The 21,874-nt window shown below is 41.9% G+C and carries 15 protein-coding genes and 3 pseudogenes; 5 read left to right on the forward strand and 13 right to left on the reverse strand.

The features are described from left to right. Positions 1–212: 212 nt before the first annotated feature. Entirely contained in the window at positions 213–2,615 is a 2,403-nt protein-coding gene (locus C3F22_RS06760; RefSeq protein ID WP_004785811.1) for a glucose/quinate/shikimate family membrane-bound PQQ-dependent dehydrogenase, read from the reverse strand. 166 nt (positions 2,616–2,781) lie between these two features. After that, positions 2,782–4,044, reverse strand: a complete 1,263-nt coding sequence (locus tag C3F22_RS06765) for a carbohydrate porin (protein WP_104426144.1) — start codon at positions 4,042–4,044, stop codon at positions 2,782–2,784. A 1,099-nt stretch (positions 4,045–5,143) separates the two neighbouring features. Between C3F22_RS06765 and C3F22_RS06770 the strand changes: the two genes are divergently transcribed. Further along, the gene (locus C3F22_RS06770) at positions 5,144–5,446 is read left to right on the forward strand and encodes a hypothetical protein (RefSeq protein WP_004785815.1); all 303 of its coding nucleotides are present in this window, start codon (positions 5,144–5,146) and stop codon (positions 5,444–5,446) included. A gap of 35 nt (positions 5,447–5,481) precedes the next feature. Here C3F22_RS06770 and C3F22_RS18780 read toward each other — a convergent pair. The 10 genes and pseudogenes from C3F22_RS18780 to C3F22_RS06820 all read right to left on the reverse strand — a co-directional run. After that, a pseudogene (locus tag C3F22_RS18780) lies at positions 5,482–5,940 on the reverse strand (amidohydrolase family protein); the annotation flags it as partial. A gap of 8 nt (positions 5,941–5,948) precedes the next feature. After that, a complete protein-coding gene (locus tag C3F22_RS06780; RefSeq protein ID WP_005233574.1) occupies positions 5,949–6,911 on the reverse strand; it encodes an IS30-like element IS18 family transposase in 963 nt (320 codons plus the stop codon). A gap of 100 nt (positions 6,912–7,011) precedes the next feature. Continuing rightward, positions 7,012–7,995, reverse strand: a pseudogene (locus C3F22_RS06785) (amidohydrolase family protein); the annotation flags it as partial. A 25-nt stretch (positions 7,996–8,020) separates the two neighbouring features. Beyond that, positions 8,021–8,941: an ABC transporter permease gene (locus C3F22_RS06790; protein ID WP_004785822.1), complete on the reverse strand. Its 921-nt coding sequence runs from the start codon at positions 8,939–8,941 to the stop codon at positions 8,021–8,023. A 24-nt stretch (positions 8,942–8,965) separates the two neighbouring features. Beyond that, on the reverse strand, positions 8,966–10,060 hold the full coding sequence (locus tag C3F22_RS06795; protein ID WP_004785823.1) for an ABC transporter permease: 1,095 nt from the start codon (positions 10,058–10,060) through the stop codon (positions 8,966–8,968). 15 nt (positions 10,061–10,075) lie between these two features. After that, complete coding sequence (locus tag C3F22_RS06800) at positions 10,076–11,677, reverse strand: ABC transporter ATP-binding protein (protein ID WP_171284720.1); 1,602 nt, start codon at positions 11,675–11,677, stop codon at positions 10,076–10,078. A 111-nt stretch (positions 11,678–11,788) separates the two neighbouring features. After that, positions 11,789–12,889, reverse strand: coding sequence for a BMP family ABC transporter substrate-binding protein (locus C3F22_RS06805; protein WP_004785827.1), 1,101 nt, complete (start codon positions 12,887–12,889; stop codon positions 11,789–11,791). A 581-nt stretch (positions 12,890–13,470) separates the two neighbouring features. After that, positions 13,471–14,499 carry an IS701-like element ISAba11 family transposase gene (locus C3F22_RS06810; protein ID WP_081402725.1) on the reverse strand — a complete coding sequence of 343 codons (1,029 nt, stop codon included), beginning with the start codon at positions 14,497–14,499 and terminating at the stop codon, positions 13,471–13,473. Between the two features lie 116 nt (positions 14,500–14,615). After that, positions 14,616–15,101, reverse strand: coding sequence for a nucleoside deaminase (locus C3F22_RS06815; protein ID WP_004785829.1), 486 nt, complete (start codon positions 15,099–15,101; stop codon positions 14,616–14,618). Between the two features lie 124 nt (positions 15,102–15,225). After that, positions 15,226–16,281, reverse strand: coding sequence for an aromatic ring-hydroxylating oxygenase subunit alpha (locus C3F22_RS06820; RefSeq protein WP_004785830.1), 1,056 nt, complete (start codon positions 16,279–16,281; stop codon positions 15,226–15,228). Between the two features lie 280 nt (positions 16,282–16,561). Here C3F22_RS06820 and C3F22_RS06825 point away from each other — a divergent pair, with 280 nt between their 5' ends. Continuing rightward, positions 16,562–17,503, forward strand: a complete 942-nt coding sequence (locus tag C3F22_RS06825) for a LysR family transcriptional regulator (protein ID WP_004785832.1) — start codon at positions 16,562–16,564, stop codon at positions 17,501–17,503. A 39-nt stretch (positions 17,504–17,542) separates the two neighbouring features. Then, a pseudogene (locus C3F22_RS06830) lies at positions 17,543–18,895 on the forward strand (8-oxoguanine deaminase). An 85-nt stretch (positions 18,896–18,980) separates the two neighbouring features. Here the strand turns inward: C3F22_RS06830 and hpxO are convergent. Continuing rightward, positions 18,981–20,138, reverse strand: a complete 1,158-nt coding sequence (gene hpxO, locus C3F22_RS06835) for an FAD-dependent urate hydroxylase HpxO (protein WP_004785836.1) — start codon at positions 20,136–20,138, stop codon at positions 18,981–18,983. A 213-nt stretch (positions 20,139–20,351) separates the two neighbouring features. On the opposite strand from hpxO, the gene alc reads away from it, so the two are divergent. After that, a complete protein-coding gene (alc, locus tag C3F22_RS06840) occupies positions 20,352–21,356 on the forward strand; it encodes an allantoicase (RefSeq protein ID WP_004785838.1) in 1,005 nt (334 codons plus the stop codon). Positions 21,357–21,368: 12 nt separating this feature from the next. Continuing rightward, complete coding sequence (locus C3F22_RS06845) at positions 21,369–21,866, forward strand: ureidoglycolate lyase (protein WP_004785840.1); 498 nt, start codon at positions 21,369–21,371, stop codon at positions 21,864–21,866. The last annotated feature ends 8 nt before the right edge of the window (positions 21,867–21,874 follow it).

A 21,874-nucleotide genomic window follows, 5' to 3' on the forward strand; every position in this document is an offset into this window, starting at 1 on the left:
GGCATTCACTCATGCCATGGGAGTTCAAACGTTTTAAAAGTGTCTTATTAATTTTAAAGACTCAGCATCTGCATAAGATCAAACTGAATACTTGCAGGAAAGCTGAGCTAAAGGTTCATGATTTTCTAATCAAGCTTTATTGTCATAACAGCCTGTATTTTGCATAAAAAAGCCTGACGAATCAGGCTTTTTTACTTAACTATAAAACTTCATTATTTATTGTCAGGTAGTGCATAGGCAACCAAAGAGTCACCCATTTTGGTACCGAAGGAACCGTGACCACCCGCCATAATCACAACATACTGCTTACCATTGGCTTCATAAGTCATTGGCGTCGCTTGACCACCTGCAGGTAGACGACCTTTCCACAGCTCATCACCATTAGTCACGTTGATCGCACGGATGTAATTGTCTTGAGTTGCACCGACAAACATCACATTACCTGCAGTCGAGATTGGACCACCTAACATTGGTACACCCATTTTAAATGGAGGCAATGGAATGCCCGGCATACTGTCACGAATCGTACCGATACGACGTTTCCAAGCGATTTCATGATTGGTCAGATCAACACCAGCCACATAACCCCATGCTGGTTGCTTACATGGTAAGCCGAATGGAGAGAGGAAGGCACTGATTTCAACACCATAAGGCACGCCATACATTGGCTGTACCCCCGCTTCAGTTCCTGCACCTTTAGCCGTCTTAGGACGGTTCGGATCTTGAGGAATCAGTTTTGATACAAATGGCAGGCCAATCGGGTTGGTTAATGCAATTTGACGGTCCGGATTCACCGACATACCACCCCATTCAAACACACCCAGATTACCCGGGAAGACCAGCGTCCCATTTTCAGAGGGTGGTGTATAAATACCGTCATAGTTTAATTTCTTGAACGATACGCGACACATTAACTGATCAAACATGGTGGCACCCCACATGTCCTTATCCGTCAATTTATCTTGAGGAGCCAGGTTGAAGTCAGAGAACGGTTGAGTTTTTGAATACCACTCACCTTTAGTTTGTGGACCGCGTTTTACTGACTGAGGTACTGGTTTTTCAGTAATCGGAACGATCGCTTCACCTGTACGACGGTCTAATACAAAGGCATTACCGGTTTTGGTCAGCACATAGATCGCTGGAACCATTTTCCCATTTTTGTCTTTGATATCAGTCAATGTCGGTTGAGCGGGTACATCCATATCCCACAAGTCGTGGTGAGTAGTCTGGAAGTTCCAGATCAATTTACCGGTAGATGCATTAATCGCCAGCATAGAGTTCGCATAACGCTCGTCTAGCTCAGTACGGTGACCACCGTAGATATCCGGTGTACCTACACCTGTTGGTACATAGACGATATCCAGCTGTGCATCATAGGCCAATGGCGCCCATGCGTTTGGAGAGTTATTTACGAATTTTTGACCAGGAGCTGGAATCGCGTTTGGATCTTCTGCGCCAGTATCAAATACCCAGAGCAATTCACCAGTATTTACATCATAACCACGAATGACACCTGAAGGTTCTTCAGTTGAATAGTTATCTGTGGTTGAACCGGCGATGATAATGGTTGTACCTGTCACCACAGGAGGTGAAGTCGGGTTATAACCGCCTGGATATGGGAATGGCATGTCTTTTTGCAGATCGACTTCGCCGTTATTACCAAAGTCGGAACATACCTTACCAGTAGTTGCATTGACCGCCACCAAACGTCCGTCATTCACTGGTAAGATTACTTTCTGAGGACATTCGGCAGACGTTGTAGAACGAGCAGCTAGACTGCTTTCAAAACCGGTAGTGTTATTGGCATCGTAATAAGACACTCCACGGCAAGTTAAATGCTGGAAGGTATTGTCCGCTTTCAGCTTAGGATCAAAACGCCATTTTTCCTTACCCGTCGCAGGATCAAGTGCAATCAGGTACTGGTGAGTGGTACACATAAACAGGTTATTACCCACTTTAATCGGGGTTACCTGATTCGTAGTTTCACCAGAATCTTTATCCGTTTTTACATCACCGGTATGAAATTCCCAAGCTAACTCCAGATCTTTTACGTTATCAGCAGTAATCTGTTTTAATGGAGAATAACGTAAACCTGACTGAGTACGACCATAAGCAGGCCAATCTTCATCGGCAATACCCGGAATGGCTTGATGGACTGCAGGCTGCTGTGATTTTAATTCGCCACGGATTTCTTGCGGGTCATTAAATACAGAATAAATCATGACAGCAATCGTAATTGCGAGGGAGCCAGTCAGCGCCATTTTTGCCGCTTTGCTGTCGCCAAAACCGCGAGTCACTGCAGGAATCAGCAGAGCCAGACCGAATAGGCCTAAAATATCTAGACGTGGTGCCAGTGCAAAGAAGTCTGAACCCACTTCCCAAAGCCCCCATACCACTGTACCAAGGACCAATACTGCATAAACAATAAGAGCTGTGCTTTTACGTTTTTGTAATAACACTGCTGTCGCCAGGAAGAACAGACCGGCAATGATGTAGTACCAAGACCCACCAAGTGTTGCCAGATATATTCCTCCAAATAGCAGAACCAAACCGAAAATGGCAGCAATAGCTGCCAGAATCGTTTTCAGTACTGAACCTGAAGACGAAGTATTCATATTGAACACCTTTTTTTTGATTTCTTGAACGTCTAAGCACTTAAGCGGCATAGACACCATATTGTTAAGTTCTTAGTTATAAATACATGAATACTTGGAGTATCAGTTCATCAATGCCCCAAAGTAAAGGAAGAATCAATTGTGTATTTGCAACTAAAAACTCCGTTTAGAACGACGTATTAAACTTGATTCCGCCTACCCAGACATTTTCACCGTCTTTATATGCGCCGACATGATGGACATATTGCAGGTTTGGACGGATGGTTAGCCAGTTAGTTGCATGAATGCCGTAATAGATTTCTGCATCGACTTCTTCACTACGGTTACCCAATACATCATTGTTCATATTGATCCGGGCAACACCCAAAGCGATTTCATCCTGTGGACGGGCATCCATCGCACCTTTGTAGACAAGACCGATATTTTGCATATCACTAACTTGGTTGGTTTTAGAGTCATGAACAGTGACGTTCACGAAACCGCTTAAACCACGTGATGTATCCCCTTGATGTGAAGTCAGCTGTTGCTTAGCTACAATCCACCCCCCGTGATGATGACCATTTTGGGTTTGTTCATCTTGTGGAGTCACGCCATCAAATATTTTGGCATCAGCGGTGCTGTAGTAATAACCGGCACGATATTCACCTGGCAGTTTTTGCTCACCCAGTTTCGGTGTCCAGACCACTTCTGCAGGAATAATCGCGCCTTTAGATCCGTCTGTGCTCAGGTTAAAGCCTTTGCCACGATTGTCAACATTTTCAGGGTTGTATTCATAAACCCCTACCTGAGTATAAACTTCCGGGGTAACGTTATATTTAACCCGAGCAGCCCATTGAGAAACTGGCCAGTTATACCATTGATCCCCTACCCAGTTACCCACTTGTGAACCGCACAATGCCAGATTCTGGAAGTCACAATCAAAACTGTTAAAGTCTTCACCTTCACCAAAACGTCCGACTTTTACATCCAGTTTTTGATCCAAGAATTGTTTCTTGATCCAGAAATCTGTTAGACGCCAAGTTTGACCGCGACCCCACACTTCCTGAACTGAACTTAAATGTCCTGTAAGCGCATCAGAAGTATTCGAAAGGTTGCGACCATCACGATGAGTTACTGTAATTTGTGCTTCAGTGTCTTGCCAGCCAGCAATTTTTTCCAGATCCAGATGAGTACCCAGGTTTAACTGACCTGTATATTCTGTGCCATGGCTATTTGAGCGTTTCGCGTCAAGCAAAGTTGCCATTTCACCTGTATATCCAAAGCTAAAATCATAGCCCTGCTCTTGAAGCTGAATACGTTGACCATTCCAGTCACCCAACATCCACGGACTTTCTGCACTAAATGCATCAGCGGCCTGAGTAGTTGTATTTGCCAATAGCAATCCAACTAAGGATGTATAGACAGCCTTAGATAAGGGAGAAATAGACATTAAATGCTTCACCTTAATCACGTTTTTACTAAATATAGTACACTCATTTAATTTTTTAGTTTCAAATAATGAAGGAAAAGTATTAATAATGTTATGAATTTTAGCTAATCTAATCCTTTTGTTAATTTTAATTTAAGAAAATTTTAAATTTTAAATTCAATAATTTAAGAGGAATTAAATATAATATTAGTAAAAATAGTGCTACCTATAAATATTTTTTCTACATCAGTTCTTTTGTACAAAAATTTACCAATTCAAATTGCGTAATAAAAAGCATTTGGTCTTTTTGTGCGTTTTTTATACTAAAACTTGATGGTCATCGCCTTCTATTCTTGAATTTGTTACCGAGGAAAATTGAAAAATCTGGTTCTATAAAGGTATCTAAAACCATTAAATAAGATAAAAAGTGATATCTGTTAAATAAAGTTTAAATATATGTAAGAATTAAAATTATTGACTCTTTATAGTTGATTATAGATGTATATTTTCTTAATCCTTTCTATCAATATTCTCGTTAACCACTTTATATTGGCTTCATCTTTTGATCAGCTAATTGTAAGTAAAATGAGTCATTATAAATAACTCCATTGAATCGCTACAAAATATGTAATGATTCGAGCTTAAAACTAAATAAAAAATGATTTAATATAGAATATAAAATTTAAAAACAATAATTTGCATCGATAAAAGTATATATTTTATTTTTCAAATCTTACCAATTCTCCCTCCTCTTTTCCTACTTGCAATTAAAGCTATTCAGTCACATGATTAAGTGATCAAGGCTGCATATCAAGTGAGTAAAATCATGACGTCTGAACAACGCTCCGAGCCATTTTGGCCCAATCCAAGCAGCATGATGAAGAAAAATCCTAGCGCTCAAAGCTGGAAAATAACCTGATCGTGCTCAGTCATAAACTGAAGGAAATCGCAGAACGCATTGAGGAACAAGTCACTGATCTCATCTTCGCTGAAATGGATCATTTTCTAGAATCTCAAGGCTGGAATTCAGAATTTATTAATACCAGAAAAAAGATATACCCTGAATAAAAAAAATATTTATCTCAGTGCGCTTAAACCAGCGATTGGAAAATTTTTATTTGTGATTAAGCATGACCTGTTTGAAAGTACTGAACATCAGGTGGAAGCCTGCTTTAAAGATAGTACGACCTTGAGTCATTTTAAAACTGCCATGCAAGGTGGAAATCTTAAAAATGATATTCCGAGCAAGGCGCTTGAAGAATGGTTAAAAGGCTTACAGTTAACATTGCAGAAATTAAAAGCTGAAAGTAACAACCTTCTGGCTGATGGTCTGACCTATGAAGTGATCAAGGTCGGCCAGATTCATCATAAAAGACTGCCTAACTTTATCGAAGCCTTTTTATCCATTCTAGAGCATAGATAAGCCTGTTTAAAGTTAGGGGCAATTTTGAGTTCTATTTATAGGCGCTGTAACTCATTGACCGTACTTCCCTGTTCTGCGAGCCATTTCGCGCGGCGCTGGAACAAGGCTGGAGCAGCCTGATTGACCTGATCAATTAAGATTTGTAGATCAGCACGCACCAGTTTTCGGTTTTCTACTACTATCTGACCGTTCACCATGGTCATGTGCACATCCTGTCCTTGTACTGCATGTACCAGATTGGTATGTAAATTAAATAACGGGCCTTAATCAATCAAGGGTGTCATTCTTGGGGTCGCAATATCTACTGCAATCATATCGGCAAGTTTTCCAGCTTCTAGCGAACCAATCTGATCCTGCATACCTAAGGCTTTGGCACCTGTCCGAGTTGCCATCTGACAGACTGACCATGAGTCGAGTGCTGCGGCATCTAAACCGGAAAACTTCGCCAATAATGAAGCAGTTTTCATTTCTTCAAACATATCCAGATTATTATTTGGCGGATTCAAGCGGCAAGTGCAACAGTATAAAAACCAGCCATAACTTCACTCGGTGTATACCAACCTAGTGTTTTTCTAGGACGATGGTTGAGTGCAAATTCTATCTGCTCTATTTGTTCGTTTGACACGCCATCCAACGATGATGATTTTGGCAGATATTGACGGATTAAACCATTCGTATTTTCATTTCTAGCTCGCTGAATAGACTTGTAAGGATCAGCAAAATACGTCTCTATGCCAGCATCAGTAATTCTTTTGTGTTCGGAAAATTCTTTGCCATTATCAAATGTCACACTATAAGCATGGCTCATTTGTAAACGATCTAATGCACAAGTAATCGTTTGAGAGGATGCTCTTGTTGGCCCTAAATGAACAATATGTACATACAGGCTCTTTCGATCAACGAGAGTCAATAAAGCACCTTTATGATGTTTACCAATCACCGTGTCACCTTCGAAATCTCCTAAACGTTGTCGTTGATCAATGACCTGGTCTCGGCAGTGAATACTTGTTTTATCAATGATTTGACCCCTACGATCCGTGTTTTTGTAACCGCGTTTTCGATATTTCTTCTGATGCCTTAAATGTAGATGAAGTTTACCGCCTTTTGATTTATCTTGATAAATGTACTGGTAAATCCACTCATGTGAAGGTACATCCAGCCAACCGCGTTGTGTTAAAGCACCTGAAATTTGTTCGGGTGACCAGTCCAAACCAATCAAATAATCAATATAAGCGAAGGCAAATGCTGTCATTGATGATGAAGGACGGTACCGTCTTTGACTTGCAAATTTAGCTGCCTGTTGAGCTCTATATCCACGTTGCCCAGTATTTCTTTTTAATTCACGGTAGATGGTTGATCGTGAACGTCCTAATTCCCGAGCAAGGGTAGCGATTGAACTTTTACTTTTCAAAGTAGCATAAATTTCGTATCTTTCATCTTGAGAAAGTTGGGTGTATTTCTTCATTGTGTGCTTTCCAATTGCGAGTTGAAAAAGTCTAATGATTCTATGAATACACCTAACTTTTTCAACTAACTACAAATGTGTTGCACTTGGGATTTGAATCTGCGTTTTCTAAACCGGAAAACTTCGCCAATAATGAAGCAGTTTTCATTTCTTCAAACATATCCAGATTATTATTTTCTTTCTCGCCGTCTGTACCTAGTCCTACTGCTATGCCGTGTTTAAGCATTTCCGTAATGGGGGCAGCCCCCGAGGCGAGTTTCATATTCGAGATCGGATTATGTGCGACACCAATATTATAGTGTTTTAAGATTTCGATCTCTGTTGAATCAGCCCAGACACAATGCGCTAACAGACATTGAGGCACATCCAGCATACCCATTTGCTCCAGCGTCTGGATCGGGCGCACGCCATAACGTCGAAGGTTTTCTTCGACATCAAACTTGCTTTCATTGCTATGCGTGTGAAAACCAGTCTGATATTCATGACATATTTTCTGGATACGTGCCAATGCATTTTCTTCAGCATAAAACAGATGTTCCAAGCCAACCCAGACCTGAATTCGCCCATTTTCGGCTTGATGCCATTTTTGAATTAAAGCTTCATTGCTATTGAGGGTTTCAAAATAGTTGTGATCTGAATGTTCAGCCACATATGGCACCAGCACTGCACGTATACCGAGTTGCTGTGCAGCCTCGGCACTACCTTCCATATAACGCCACATATCCACAATGGTAGTTGTGCCGGATAGCAGCGCTTCTGCATAACAGAGATAAGAGGCGATTTTGGCATCTTCCGGAGTCACTACCCGATGCATCGGGTCAATAAACTGCTGCAGCCAGTCCCAGACTGGTAAACCTTCGGCAGTACCGCGGAGCAGGCCTGAGTGGCAGTGGGGATTAATCAAACCCGGCATCAATAAACTTTTGGGATACTGGGTAACTGCAGCTTCAGGATATTACTGAGTTACTTCCTGTAATGTTCCTACCTGTTTAATGAGAAAACCATCAATCAGGATGGCATCACCTTTAATACAGTCCAGGTTTGAGTTCATGGTCAGGACATAATCTGCGCTTATAATTTTCATAAAGTAATTCCTGAGATTCATCCGATTAAGGGCTAAAGGGTTTGCCAAGTGACGCTGGTAAATTGAGTTTCAATAACTTCTTGTCATGTGAAATGAGGACTAAGACGATAATGGTTGCGATGTATGGCAATGCCGATAACAGTTCATTCGGTACTTCTAGACCCAGCGCTTGAGCATGAAACTGCAAAATCGTTACACCACCAAATAGATATGCACCCAACATCAAACGTGTTGGTTTCCATGCAGCAAAAACCACTAATGCAATTGCAATCCAGCCGCGCCCTGCAACCATATTTTCAATCCACATCGGCGTATAAACCGTAGATAAAAATGCACCGCCAATACCTGCCATTGCACCGCCAAACATGACTGCACCATAGCGAATCGCCAGCACGTTATAGCCCATGGCATGTGCGCTTTCTGGAGATTCCCCTACTGCTTTCAGTAACAGGCCTAAACGGGTTTTACTCAGTACCCACCACACCAACACAAAAGCAAGAATGGACAGATACACTACATAGTTTTGCTGGAACAGGACTGGCCCTATGAATGGAATATCTGCGAGTCCCGGAATTTTTAGATTTTCCAGACCCGGTAAGGCGGTACTGACATAATTCTGTCCAAGAAAGGCTGAAATCCCGATCCCAAAAATAGTGAGTGCCAGACCACAGGCGGATTGGTTAGTACTTAAGGACAAAGTAAAAAATGCAAAAATTAGTGCCATCAATGTGCCTGCCAATCCGCCCATAAATAAGGCACTGGCGACACTGGCTTCATACTGGCTAGCGAAAGCAAATCCAGCAATGGCACCGACCAGCATCATGCCTTCTACCCCAAGATTGATGACACCGGTACGCTCTGCTACCAGCTCACCCAGCCCGGCAAAGATCAATGGCGTTGCCGCGGCGACAGTTCCGGCAACAATTGCGGTTAATTCAATACTCATGTTGTTATCCTTCTTCTGTCTGGATCAGGCTACTTGCGCAGTGGTCATGGTTTTTTTGATTTTCTTTTTGGCAAAACGGTAGCGGTTTTCAATCAGGGCATCTGAAGCCAGCAGGAAAAATAAAAGCAGGCCCTGGAAAATTCCGGTAATCGCGACTGGGAGTTGCAACTGCATTTGTGTCAGTTCGCCACCTAAATAGATCAGCGCCATCAGGAAACCTGAAAGTACGATTCCAATTGGATTTAGTCGGCCGAGATAAGCCACAATAATGGCCGCATAACCGTATCCTGGCGAAATGTTCGGATTGAGCTGGCCGATTGGCCCTGCTACTTCACAGATTCCGGCGATCCCCGCCATCAGACCTGAAATTCCTAAACTTAACCAGATGGCTTTTTTAGCTGAAAATCCTGCATATTGGGCTGCTAAAGGCGCCTGACCACTGACTTCCAGTTTATAGGCCATCAAGCTCTTACGGATAAAAATCCAGAACAGCACCACTGCGATGATCGTGATAAAAATTGAGGCGTTAATCCGTGTGCCTTCCATAATCAGCGGCAAGGTCGCGCTTTCCGAGAACATTACGGATTGTGGAAAATTCATACCATCCGGATCACGCCATGGGCCATTGACCAGATACATGAGCAGAAAAAACGCGACATAGTTCATCATCAAGGTCGTCAAAGTTTCCTGTGCATTAAAATAGGTTTTTAGCAGTGCTGGAATCAGACCCCAAATTGCACCGCCAATCGCGCCCATAATCACCATCAACGGTAAAATCCACCAGCCGATCTGCTCATGAAACAGGATGGCGATACCACCGCCAAAGATGGCCCCCATAGCCAACTGCCCCTCGGCACCAATATTAAACAGACGGGCACGAAACCCAACAGCTAGACCTAAGGCAATTAAAATCAGCGGACTGGCTTTAATTATCAGCTCACTCAGGTTATAGACTGAGCTTAGCGGCTCGATAAAAAAGATATATAAAGCCTGAGCAGGATTCACTCCAAGCATTAAAAACAATAGGCTACCCACCACTAGCATGGCGAGTAATGCAAGCACGGGGGAAAGCCATTTCATTAATTGAGAAGGATGTTCTCTAGGTTCTAATAAATGCATATTTACACCTCTTCTCTACGCGTGTGCTTCATGGACAGGCTCGGACTCAGCTAATATTGCTGGATCTGCCTGAATACCTGACATGAGCAGGCCAATCTGTTCTGTATTGGTATTTTTAGCTGGAACGGGTGCAGACAGCTTTCCACCAGCCAGAACACAAATCTGGTCGCTAATTTCAAACAGTTCTTCCAGCTCTTCCGAAATTACTAAAATCGCAACGCCTTGGCGGGAAAGATCAATCAGGGTTTGACGGATAAACATCGATGCGCCGACATCAACGCCCCAGGTTGGCTGGGAAATAATCAGCACTTTAGGCTGTTGCAGGATTTCACGTCCTACAATAAATTTCTGCAAATTCCCGCCCGAAAGGCTGCGCGCTTCAGCTTGTGGTCCTGCTGCTTTTACCCCGAATTTTTCGATACATTGCTGGGCAAAAGCGACAGTTTTATCAAACTGGATAAAGCCCCATTTGTTTAAACCCTGACGGAAAGCAGTCAGTAAGGTGTTTTGTGCCAATGTCATATTCGGCACAGCACCCCGACCTAAACGCTCTTCCGGAACAAAGCCCAAGCCTAGATCACGTCGCTGGCCTGCACTGAGTTCAGAAATGTCATGATCTAATAGAAAGACTTGGCCTTTTTTCGCCGTTTGCTCACCGGAAAGCAGAGCCAGTAATTCAGATTGACCATTACCCGAAATACCGGCAATGCCCAGAATTTCACCCGAATTCAGGTTGAGTTGAATATTGGATAAGGACACGCCAAAAGGATCATCAGTTTCATAATTCAGATTTTTTACCTGGAACAGCGTGCGATGTTCGCCTGTATATTTAGCATGCGCATAAGTCGGCAATTCCCGGCCAATCATTAATTTGGCCAGTTCACTGGTACTATTTTCAGAAGGCAGTACATAGCCGGTGACTTTGCCATTACGCAGAATTGTAGCTTCATCACAGAGTTCTTTGATTTCATGCAATTTATGGCTGATATAAAGAATTGAAACACCTTGCGAAGCCACCAGTCGCAAAGTTTTAAATAACTGACGTACCGCTTGTGGGGTTAAGACTGAAGTCGGTTCATCTAAAATGAGTAGGGACGGATTTTGGAGTAGACAGCGGATAATTTCGACCCGTTGTCGTTCACCAACCGATAAAGAAAAAACTTCACGCCGTGGATCTACCGGCAAGCCATATTGTTCTGATACTTCGGTAATTTTAGCCGATAAGCTTTTTAGATCTATTTTTTCATCCAGACCTAATAAAATATTTTCAGCCACGGTCATGGTTTCAAATAAGGAGAAATGCTGGTACACCATGCCGATGCCCAGTTTTCTGGCCATCGACGGACTTTCTATCTGTACTTCTTTGCCATTCCAGACGATATGACCGCTATCTGCTTTGGTGGCGCCGTAGATGATTTTCATCAAGGTGCTTTTACCAGCACCGTTTTCACCCAAGATGGCATGAATTTGCCCAGGTTGGACTTTTAAATGAATACTGTCATTTGCTTTCAATGAGTTATAGCTTTTGCTGATATTAATCAGCTCCAGTCGTGGAATTTGCTGCTCATTGAGCGATGACGTTTCGATGTCATTTGACATGTGAGGCAGATCGCTCATAACTCAGTCTCCACTCATTTTGGCCCAGTCCATAAAGTGATTCATGGACTGGGGGATGATTTTTCAGGATTTACTTTCTTTTATTTTTAAGTCATACACATAGTGAAAGAATTATCTAGGTAATGAACCTTCAACCCCTTTCACATAGAAGTTCATTTTTCCAAGCGCTTCATCTGTCATTTTGCTGTCATTGGTAATCACCAAAGTTCCATCCTGTTTATAGATTGGACCCTGGAATGGATGTAATGTGCCTTTATGAATCGCACTTTGTGCATTTAAAGCGGACTGTTTCACCTTAGCAGGAACAGCAGGCCCGAAGTTTTCAATTTTCACTGCATCCTGTTTTACGCCATACCAGAGAGCGGCAGGTTTCCAGGTTTTATTAGCCACTTGCTGCATGGCTGGGGTATAAATTTTTTCCCAGTGCAATACTGAAGCAGCCAGATGTGCTTTAGGACCAAATTTGCTCATGTCTGAATCCCAACCAAAGGCATAAACGCCTTTTTGTTGAGCCGCTTGCACCACTGCTGGCGAATCCGTGTTTTGCATCAGCACATCAGCTTTTTGAGAAATCAGTGCCAAAGCCGCATCACGTTCTTTACCCGGGTTAAACCATGAGTTCACCCAGATGACTTTGGTTTTGACTTTAGGATTGACGCTTTGTGCACCCAAGGTATAAGCATTAATATTACGAACCACTTCCGGGATCGGGAATGAGGCTACGACACCCAAGGTATTGGTTTTGGTGGTTTGCCCCGCCACTACACCCAGCATGTAAGCACCTTCATAGGTACGCACATCATAGATGCCGAGGTTTTTCCCTTGCTTATAACCAGTCGCGTGCATGAATACAGTATTGGGGAACTGCTTCGCGACTTTTTCCATCTGGTTCATATAACCAAAAGAGGTCGCAAAAATGACTTTATTGCCCTGCTGTGCCAGATTACGAATCACACGTTCAGCATCGGCCGTTTCAGGCACATTTTCGATATAAGTCGTTTTAAATTTTCCGCCCAAAGCTTTTTCAGCTTTAATACGCCCCTGATCATGAGAATATGTCCAGCCATGGTCACTGGTTGGTCCAATATAGACAAATGCAGCTTTATCGACTGCAAAGCTCTGACTACTGATCCCCAAACCAATAATTGCAGCCGCAATTACAGGCAGTGAAAATTTTTTCATTATCTTTTTATGTTTGGACATATTCAGCATAAATTGCCTCCGTGAATGCCATTTGAGTTTTATAAATAGCGGCTTTAAAAGATCTGAATCGAAATCAAAAATTTTACTGGTTGCTATATTTCTATTAATTAGCAACTTCTATTCCAATTCAGTTCAAAAAATAGAACAGGTGGATTGCAAGACAGTTATAATTTTTAGAATGATCTGTTCTTTTATTTATTTTTATAAATTACAATTATTTACTACCAAATATTTGATATAAAAAAGTTTAACAGTTAAGAAAATAAGCCGAGAAATATAAACTCCAATCTAAGTCAATAAACAAAGCTGCTAGAAAACCAGGCTCAGCTCAAGATTGAGAAATTAATAAGATTGAATATTTAAAATTTCTTGTGATTTTCTTCTGATCTGCGCTAGATAAGTGCGTCAGATCTAAATCGTGTGCGCCAATAAATGGCTTATAGTTGGCAATGTACTGAATGGATAGAAATAGATTTTTAAAAATAGAAAAACAAATTTAGCAAAGTAATTTGAAAAAATACAGAAACTGGATTGCAGCGTTTTAAATTGAGCTTACAATCCAAAAAATCTATATTAGGACTTACGCACTATTATTTATAGATTCTCTGTGGTAGCAGATGATTTTTATCGAGAATAAAGTCATCAATGAAGTTTTTGATAATTGGTCTAAATAATTTCTTCTGCCAACGATATACATTTTCAAAGATCCGCTCAAACTGGTTCTTTTGTATCTCAACGTAGGCCATCAAGGCTGAAAAAATATGATTCAAAATCAGTTTAGATCGTCTTACTTGAAACTTTTCAATATGACAAACCTGTTTAATCACCCGGTGATATTGCTCTATTTTCCAATGACTTGAATGTAATTCATGAAAACCCTCAAAGGACAATAAATCATCTTCATCTTGATGCACAATATAAAACCTCTGCTGTTCTTTTAACTGAGTCTTAAATAATTGTACAAAGCCAAAATCTTTGAGCCAGACCACTTGACCCTGATGGAAATCTGGCAATAAACGCAGTTGAAACCATTGTCCTTTTTCTGGGGAAACCTTACGGTTACAGTCGATACCAAACATAAATCGAATACCATATTTTCTTATGGTTTTTAGATTTCCAGTCGATGAATACCAACTATCACCTGTAATAAATTGAATCTTTGCACCCCAACTGAGTACTTCACTTAACATATCCATAAAGTAATCATTCTTGGTTTTACTTTCAGATTTGTCATAAATTCGGAAATTAATTGGAATATTTTGACCATTTTGATCTGTCGCATACAAGGTAATGAGATTAATACCCTTGACGGATCGGTGGTGTTTGCCTGACCAAAAATAGCTAACCAAGTCCATATGTTGACTATATGGTTTATCTAAAACAGTATCATCAATACTGACTATAAGTTTATTATTATCAATATGTTGAATTGATTCTTGATATAGGTCGTGAGGTGTGTAGTCTTCACGCTCTAGAAAGCGATTTACACTATCATGCGAGATATTATAAGTCTCGGCAAGTTGTGTGCAGCTAATAGAGTTCGGTTCTGTCATGAGAAAGCCCATATAAATGGGTAATGTACAAGTTGCTGTAGAAGCATGTTTAATTCGTCTAATCACAGATACTTTATAAAGTATTTTAATACTTTTTTGAATCCGTCAATGCGTAAGTCCTATATATTTATGGTCTTATAAATAAAATGAAGCAGGATTATAAAAAGAATAATTTCAAATCTTCACCGAGATGACCAGAAGTCTTTTTGCAATTGAACCGTTTCCTGTTCAAGTTCCGTAATTGGCCCAAGCAGCTCAATGTTCTTCTGACCATGAGAAAAAATATATTTAGCAGAAACACTCATGGTTGGATTCTCATTGTGGTTTCCAGTACATTGCAATAATTTTTCTTCGGTCATGGCATAGACTACCCGTCCGATATTGGCCCAATAGATCGTTCCAGAACACATGCAGCAAGGTTCAACTGCCGTATATAAGGTGCATTCAGCTAAATAATCCGGCGTAAAATTGCTGGCTGCGATCCGGGCTAAGGTACTTTCTGCATGGTTGACCGTGTCGATATTACATCGGGTCAATAAAACCGTTTCATGATCAGGTGCAACTAGGACTGCACCAAAAGGATGATGGCCTAAAGACATTGCTCGTTTGGCAACTTCATTGGATAATTTTAAAAAAGATAGCATTTGCTCATGACTAGGCTGTGGCATAAATCACTCTAACAATTGAGAGTTCAAAGGTCATATATGCTTTATAAAATAGGACTTTGAACAGATGACATGGAATAAAAAAAGCACCCCAACAGACCAGAGTGCATAAAGGAGGAAATTTAATTTAAACAATATAACGTTTGCTTAGCCCCCATTCCGCCAAAATGCGGCGATAGGTCGTTGAAGAACGGTCAGCTTCAAAATGCGCTTCCATCGTAATATCCAAAGGTAACTCCTCCGGCTTTTGGCTTTCGACCATGTCCTGATCTTCAGAAAAAATCTGTGCGTTAAAATCGTAAACTGCTTGCAGATCACCAGTCGTATCAAAATTACGGGTCAACGGCACAAATAAGCGGGTTTTATTGTGAGATACCGGACAGCAGGCATTCAGAATTTTCAGAATGCCATTTTCTGGAAAATGCACCGTTAAAATCGCTGAAAATGGTGGATAAACATCAAACACACGTTTCCACAGGAATCCTTCTGGTGCCAGATGCTGCAGGCCATGCGGATAATTGCTGACATCACTGACATATTCCGTATGCAAGCCATAAGGGGTGCGCACAGTGGAATACTTTTGCACGATCGGGTTATCACGTGAAGCAAAAGATTCATGATGCACCCAGGCAAAATGCGCTACATCGATAAAGCCCTCCAACTGCCGGCCACTTGAACCGCTGATATCAACAAATGGAGGCAGGATGGATTGATGCTCTGCGCTGTCCCAGGTATCCAGATCAGGGAAATTAGCTTCGGATTCATTCCGGCTAAATAAGCTGGTCCAGACCAGACCATATTTCAAGACCACTGGAAACTTGGTTAAAGTAAAACGATCCGAAATGTTAGTCAGTTCTGGTTGAGCCGGTATTTTGGTGCATTTTCCTTGTGTGTTGTAATGCAAGCCGTGATAAGGACAAATGATTTCTTCACCCTTTACCCAGCCTTTGGTTAATGGCACACCACGATGCGGACAAATATCACGAACCAGATGAATGCTGCCACTCTCAGTTTGATATAGGGCCATCTTTACATCCAGTAGTTGTACCTGTTGTGGCGTAGTACTCACATCCTGAATACGGGCAACTGGATACCAATGCTGAGCCAGGATATTCCAGTCTGATGGGTCAAAGCCGCTACAGTGCGGTTGACTGAATAAATTAAGCACCGGGATCGCATTCATAGTTCACTCACAAATATTTATCGCATTACAACGGCTTAAATTTTTCTCTCATTAAGCTGCCTTGTTGTTCTTTAATAAAATTAGCCAAATGCCTGTTCTGCTGTCTATTAGAATGTTTCGTAGCCCATGTTCCAAAAAATAGAACACAAAACTTCTACCGTTCCATTTCTTTGAAAATTGGCACAGAAATCGCTTATCCACTTGATAGAACCAGAATCACTTAATTTCTAGCTGAAAATTATGTGATTAAAACGATGTGCAGGTGGATTGACGTGATTTTATGAATATTACTTTTTCAAGATTTTCAGAATATTTTATTGCCGTAGCCAAAACAGGCAGCCTCAGAAAAGCAGCTGATCAGCTTTATATTTCCGTCTCCGCGATTCATCGTCAGATCACTCTGGCAGAAGAAGAATTTGGTATCGTGCTTTTTGAACGGTTACCGAGTGGCCTGAAGCTAACTTTAGCGGGTGAATTACTGTATGCGGATCTACTCAAATGGCAAAAAGAATTCCAGCAGACCTGTGTACGTTTTGATGAAATTCAGGGTTTATCACGCGGCAGCATTGAACTAGGGCTCATTGCGGCACTCAGTGACGGTTTCGTTTTAGATTCCCTGCAATATATGTATGAAAACTATCCCTGGATCAATTTCAATATCCAGATTCAGGAAAGTGATACCGTCTCTAAAATGATTATGGATGCTGAAGTTGATTTTGGCATTCTGCTCAATCCTAAAAGTCATAATCAGCTCGAAGTCATGTCTTTTGTGGAAATCCCGGTTGGATTTGTGATGGCCAAATCTCATCCTTTAGCTCAGGCAGAAAAAATCTATTTTTCCGACACTTTATACTTTAAGCATCTCATTCCCTGTGCCCCTTTAATCATTCATGACTATGTCTATAGCCTGTATAAACATCACCAATTTATGCCACAGCAAAAGCTGGAGTGTAATGACATTCGCATGATTACCTCTCTGGCAGAGCGCAACTTAGGGATTGGGGTACTGTCCTACATCGATGCCTTGCCTTATTTAGAGCGTGATGAACTGGTGTTTAAACCGATCATTGAAAAAGGGATGCATCCGTTGACCCTTGCCCTTTGTGTGGCACCGAAACGGCAAATTTCCCGTATCTCACAAATCATGATGAACCATCTGATCGACCAGATGGAAGATTTGAAAATCAAATTACAACAGCTTAATGCCTCATGTGCTGCCTGATTCATATGCAGGACAAATAAAACTTATTGGAAAAAAGATATGACAACCTTATGGATTAAAAATCCTCTCGCTGTATTTACCGAGAATGATCTGGATACCCGTGGTGGCTTGGTCATTTGTGATGGCAAAATTATTGAACTGGTGGCTCTAGGACGAACCCCAGCATCGCCTTATGACCAATTCTTTGATGCCCAGAATTTAGTGATTACACCGGGACTGATTAATAGCCATCATCATTTTTATCAGACCTTAACCCGTGCCTGGGCTCCTGTGGTAAATGCTCCGCTATTTCCGTGGCTAAAAACCTTATATCCAGTCTGGGCCAAATTGAATACTGAACAGCATTATCTAGCCACACAAATTGCATTGTCTGAATTACTGCTTTCCGGTTGTACCTTTGCTGCGGATCACCATTATCTATTTCCACAGCAGCTGTCCGATGCCATTGATGTTCAGGTTGAAGCATCAAAACAATTAGGGATTCGTGTGATGCTGACCCGTGGTTCCATGAGTCTGGGTGAAGATTCTGGTGGCCTGCCACCACAACATACCGTACAGGATATGGATACGATCCTTTTGGATTCAGAACGACTGGTGCAGAAATACCATCAGCGTAGTGCTGATGCCATGGTCAATATTGCGCTTGCACCATGTTCACCATTTTCAGTCACACAAGAAATTATGCAAGAAAGTGCTGCACTGGCAGAAAAACTGGATGTACGTCTGCATACCCATCTGGCTGAAACACTGGATGAAGAACAATTTTGCCTGTCCAAATTTGGCATGCGTACCGTCGATTATCTGGAAAGTGTAGGCTGGCTTAATTCCAGAACCTGGCTGGCGCATGGCATTCATTTTAATGCTGATGAGATCCAACGCTTAGGACAGGCTCAGGTCGGTATCTGTCATTGTCCACATTCCAATATGCGTCTGGCTTCAGGGATTTGCCCAACCATAGATTTACTGGAAGCAGGTGCAGTCATTGGTCTAGGTGTGGATGGCTCTGCTTCAGGTGATGCATCTAACCTGATTCTGTAAGCCCGCCAAGCGATGTATTTACAGCGCTTAAAATATGGTGCAGAAGTGATTACACCTGAACGTGCTTTAACCTGGGCTACACAAGGCTCGGCACAGTTATTGGGACGTGAAAAGCACCTAGGACAAATCGCACCAGATTTTCAGGCAGATTTAGCGTTTTATAACCTAGATGATGTCCGTTTTTCAGGGATTCATGACCCGATTGCCGGCCTATTAATGTGCGGTGCAGACCGTGCTGAACATGTCATGGTCAATGGACAATGGGTCGTAAAAGACCGGGAAATTCTAAATCTGGATCTTGAAGCGGTTCAGGCTGCACATCGTCAGGCAGCGAAAGCTTTACTTGCTGCCTAAAAAATCTATTAGCGAATCCCTAATATTTAAATATAAAAAAGCCCTTCAATATGAAGGGCTTTTTGCCAAGAGGTTAAACGTAGAATTAATCTAAAGGATTGCCAATAATATTGCTGATAATCCCTTTCATGATATGCGGTCCCTGCTCTTTACGCAGTTCTTCATACCATTCTTTGGTCACGGCTTCATCTTTCATATGTGTGACATCACAACGTTTACGTGCACGCAAGACCAGCTCATTGGCACGTTCATTACGTTTGTTCTGATAGCGTTTCAAGGCATCTTCCAGACCCAGCGTATTAATCTGTAAAGACCGAGCCAGATAGATCGCATCCTCCATGGCCTGACAACCACCCTGACCAATATCCGGTGTGGTGCTATGTGCGGCATCACCAACAATTACGACACGACCTTTATAGAACTGGGCAAACGGTTCAATATCATGAATTTCAACCCGATTGGTTTTCTGTTCATCCAGCGCATCAATCAGATGCTGAACCGGCGCACACCAACCTTCAAAATACTGTTTCAACAAGGTTTTATATTCCGCCCGATTATTCTCTAAACCAACTTGCAACGGCACATCAAAGAAGAAATAGAATTTTCCATCTGCCACAGGCATCAGCGAAACACGCTTACCTTGTCCGACAAATGTGGTCCATTGATCTGCCGGAGTAAGCTTTTCTGAAATTTCTACCAGACCATTCCAGTTAACATAACCGGCATAGCGACGAGCAACCTGTTCACCCAGTACATAGGTACGGGTAATGGAATGGGTTCCATCTGCACCAATCAGTAGGTCTGTTTTGATTTCTGTACCATCAGCAAATTTAACCAGAACACCATCTTCCTGTTCTTGCAGCTCAACCATCTTCTTGCCAAGCTGAATATCTTCACGACCAAACTCGTCCATCAACATGTTTTGTAAATCTGCACGTGCCACCGGATATGGACGTTGTCCCACTTCTTCAATTAACGGCAATAAACTAAACTGGGTCATGGTGTCGCCCGTCAAGCCATCAATATAGGCCAGCTGATCCATTTGGCCACCAAGCTTGGCGACCTGTTCAGTTAAGCCCAGATAATTCAAACATTTTACCCCATTTGACCAAAGTGAGATTGCCGCGCCCACCGGTAAAATTTTTTCTGCCTGTTCATAGATGGTGACTTTATGCCCAAACTTTTTTAGTGCAATTCCTGTGGTCAATCCCCCCATCCCTGCACCAATAATTGTAATCTCCATCTATTTACTCCTCTCAAAATTGTATTTCTTCCTCCCTGTGTAGCTAAAAGCGTGCCATTTCGAAAATAATGCACTGATTTTTCTCAAAAGTTGGCACAGGCCGTGCATTCATCTATTCATTAAAAACCTGTTTTTATAAGGTCTTTCAGCAGAATTACAGACTTTTATAAAAAATTAGATTCACGTTAAACATAATTTGAATGGAACATAGTTATGGCAACATTATTTGCACCCATTTTCGAGATCCCTGCGCATATCCAGCAGCTTACCAACCTGGCTGATAGCCGGATTGGTGCAGAAATTCTTGAATGTTCAGATGATTTTTTTGCTGAAGCAAAACGAATGTTGCAATTTGATGCACCAATTTTTGTTGAAGATAAATTTGATGATCATGGCAAATGGATGGATGGCTGGGAAACTCGCCGCAAGCGCCATGCCGGCTGTGACTGGGCCATTGTCAAACTAGGTGTGACTGGAACCATTAAAGCTTTGGATATCGACACCACGTTCTTTACCGGTAACTACCCGGCTTCTGCTGCAGTTGAAGCCTGCTATGCACCAAATGGTGACTTAAGCACTGCAACCTGGCACTCAATTTTACCAAACAGTATACTAGGTCCGAGCCAGCATCATATTTTTAATATTGCTTCAGACGAAGTCTTTACGCATGTGCGTCTAAATATTTTCCCTGACGGTGGTGTGGCGCGCTTTAAAGTCTATGGTGAAGTAAAAATTCAGGTTCAGGACAGCAATCAGGTGGTTGATCTGGTCGCTCTGGAAAATGGCGGCCGTGTCATTGCCTATAGTGATGCGCACTTTGGCCATCCACGTAATCTGATTAATCCGGGGCGTGGCATCAATATGGGTGATGGCTGGGAAACCAAGCGCCGTCGTGCACCCGGCTTTGACTGGTGTATCTTGGCTCTGGGTCAAAGTGGTCAGATTGAAAAAATTGAGATTGATACTGCGCATTTTAAAGGCAACTTCCCTGCACAAGTTTCTATTCAAGCGATTTATATTGAAGATGCGACTGATCAGCAGTTAATTCCGCAAAGTATGTTCTGGCCATTCCTGCTTGAAGCACAAGATATGCAGATGGATCATATTCATAGCTTTGTTGAAGAAATCTTAAAACAGGAAAAGATTTCCCATATTCGGGTGAACATGATTCCGGATGGTGGCATTAGCCGGATTCGACTGTGGGGAAAAGTTGCCTGAGTAATTATATCTATGAGCATACAAAGCATAAAAATACAGCCCTTAACTGCTGAAAGTTTCTTGCCTTATGGCGAGGTCATTGCTTGTGAAGGCAATGATTTCTTCCATATTAATGATCAGCAGACTGAGCGTTATCATGCTCTGGCGGTTGCTGAAACAGATGCTAAAGTTGGTCTAAGTATTTTTAGAAATATTCAGACTACAGCAATTCCCTTTGCAATCGAAATGCTGGAGCGTCATCCTGTCGGTTCACAAGCGTTCATCCCAATGCATGGCCAGAAATTTTTAATTGTGGTTGCGCCTAATCTGGATCATGAAAAGCCTGATCTCAGTCAAATTCAGGCTTTTATCAGTAATGGCACACAAGGTGTAAATTACCGTGCCGGAACCTGGCATCATCCTTTGCTGACCTTTGAAGCTCCGAGTGATTTTGTGGTGATCGATCGCATCGGTACTGGTCCAAATTGTGACGTTTATACTTTTCCTGAAAAGATTTTTATTGAAAATTAAGCCCATTA

Origin of the sequence: Acinetobacter sp. ACNIH1, assembly GCF_002934695.1 — a bacterium.
In the GTDB taxonomy this organism is placed as follows: Bacteria; Pseudomonadota; Gammaproteobacteria; order Pseudomonadales; family Moraxellaceae; genus Acinetobacter; species Acinetobacter variabilis.

Bases quoted from the DNA above. Each gene is read 5' to 3' on its own strand.
- hpxO (WP_004785836.1), bottom strand. From the start codon at position 20,138: ATGGAGATTACAATTATTGGTGCAGGGATGGGGGGATTGACCACAGGA.
- C3F22_RS06765 (WP_104426144.1), bottom strand. From the start codon at position 4,044: ATGTCTATTTCTCCCTTATCTAAGGCTGTCTATACATCCTTAGTTGGA.
- C3F22_RS06790 (WP_004785822.1), bottom strand. From the start codon at position 8,941: ATGAGTATTGAATTAACCGCAATTGTTGCCGGAACTGTCGCCGCGGCA.
- alc (WP_004785838.1), top strand. From the start codon at position 20,352: ATGGCAACATTATTTGCACCCATTTTCGAGATCCCTGCGCATATCCAG.
- C3F22_RS06825 (WP_004785832.1), top strand. From the start codon at position 16,562: ATGAATATTACTTTTTCAAGATTTTCAGAATATTTTATTGCCGTAGCC.
- C3F22_RS06815 (WP_004785829.1), bottom strand. From the start codon at position 15,101: ATGCCACAGCCTAGTCATGAGCAAATGCTATCTTTTTTAAAATTATCC.
- C3F22_RS06820 (WP_004785830.1), bottom strand. From the start codon at position 16,281: ATGAATGCGATCCCGGTGCTTAATTTATTCAGTCAACCGCACTGTAGC.
- C3F22_RS06795 (WP_004785823.1), bottom strand. From the start codon at position 10,060: ATGCATTTATTAGAACCTAGAGAACATCCTTCTCAATTAATGAAATGG.
- C3F22_RS06800 (WP_171284720.1), bottom strand. From the start codon at position 11,677: ATGAGCGATCTGCCTCACATGTCAAATGACATCGAAACGTCATCGCTC.
- C3F22_RS06845 (WP_004785840.1), top strand. From the start codon at position 21,369: ATGAGCATACAAAGCATAAAAATACAGCCCTTAACTGCTGAAAGTTTC.
- C3F22_RS06760 (WP_004785811.1), bottom strand. From the start codon at position 2,615: ATGAATACTTCGTCTTCAGGTTCAGTACTGAAAACGATTCTGGCAGCT.
- C3F22_RS06780 (WP_005233574.1), bottom strand. From the start codon at position 6,911: ATGAAGAAATACACCCAACTTTCTCAAGATGAAAGATACGAAATTTAT.
- C3F22_RS06805 (WP_004785827.1), bottom strand. From the start codon at position 12,889: ATGCTGAATATGTCCAAACATAAAAAGATAATGAAAAAATTTTCACTG.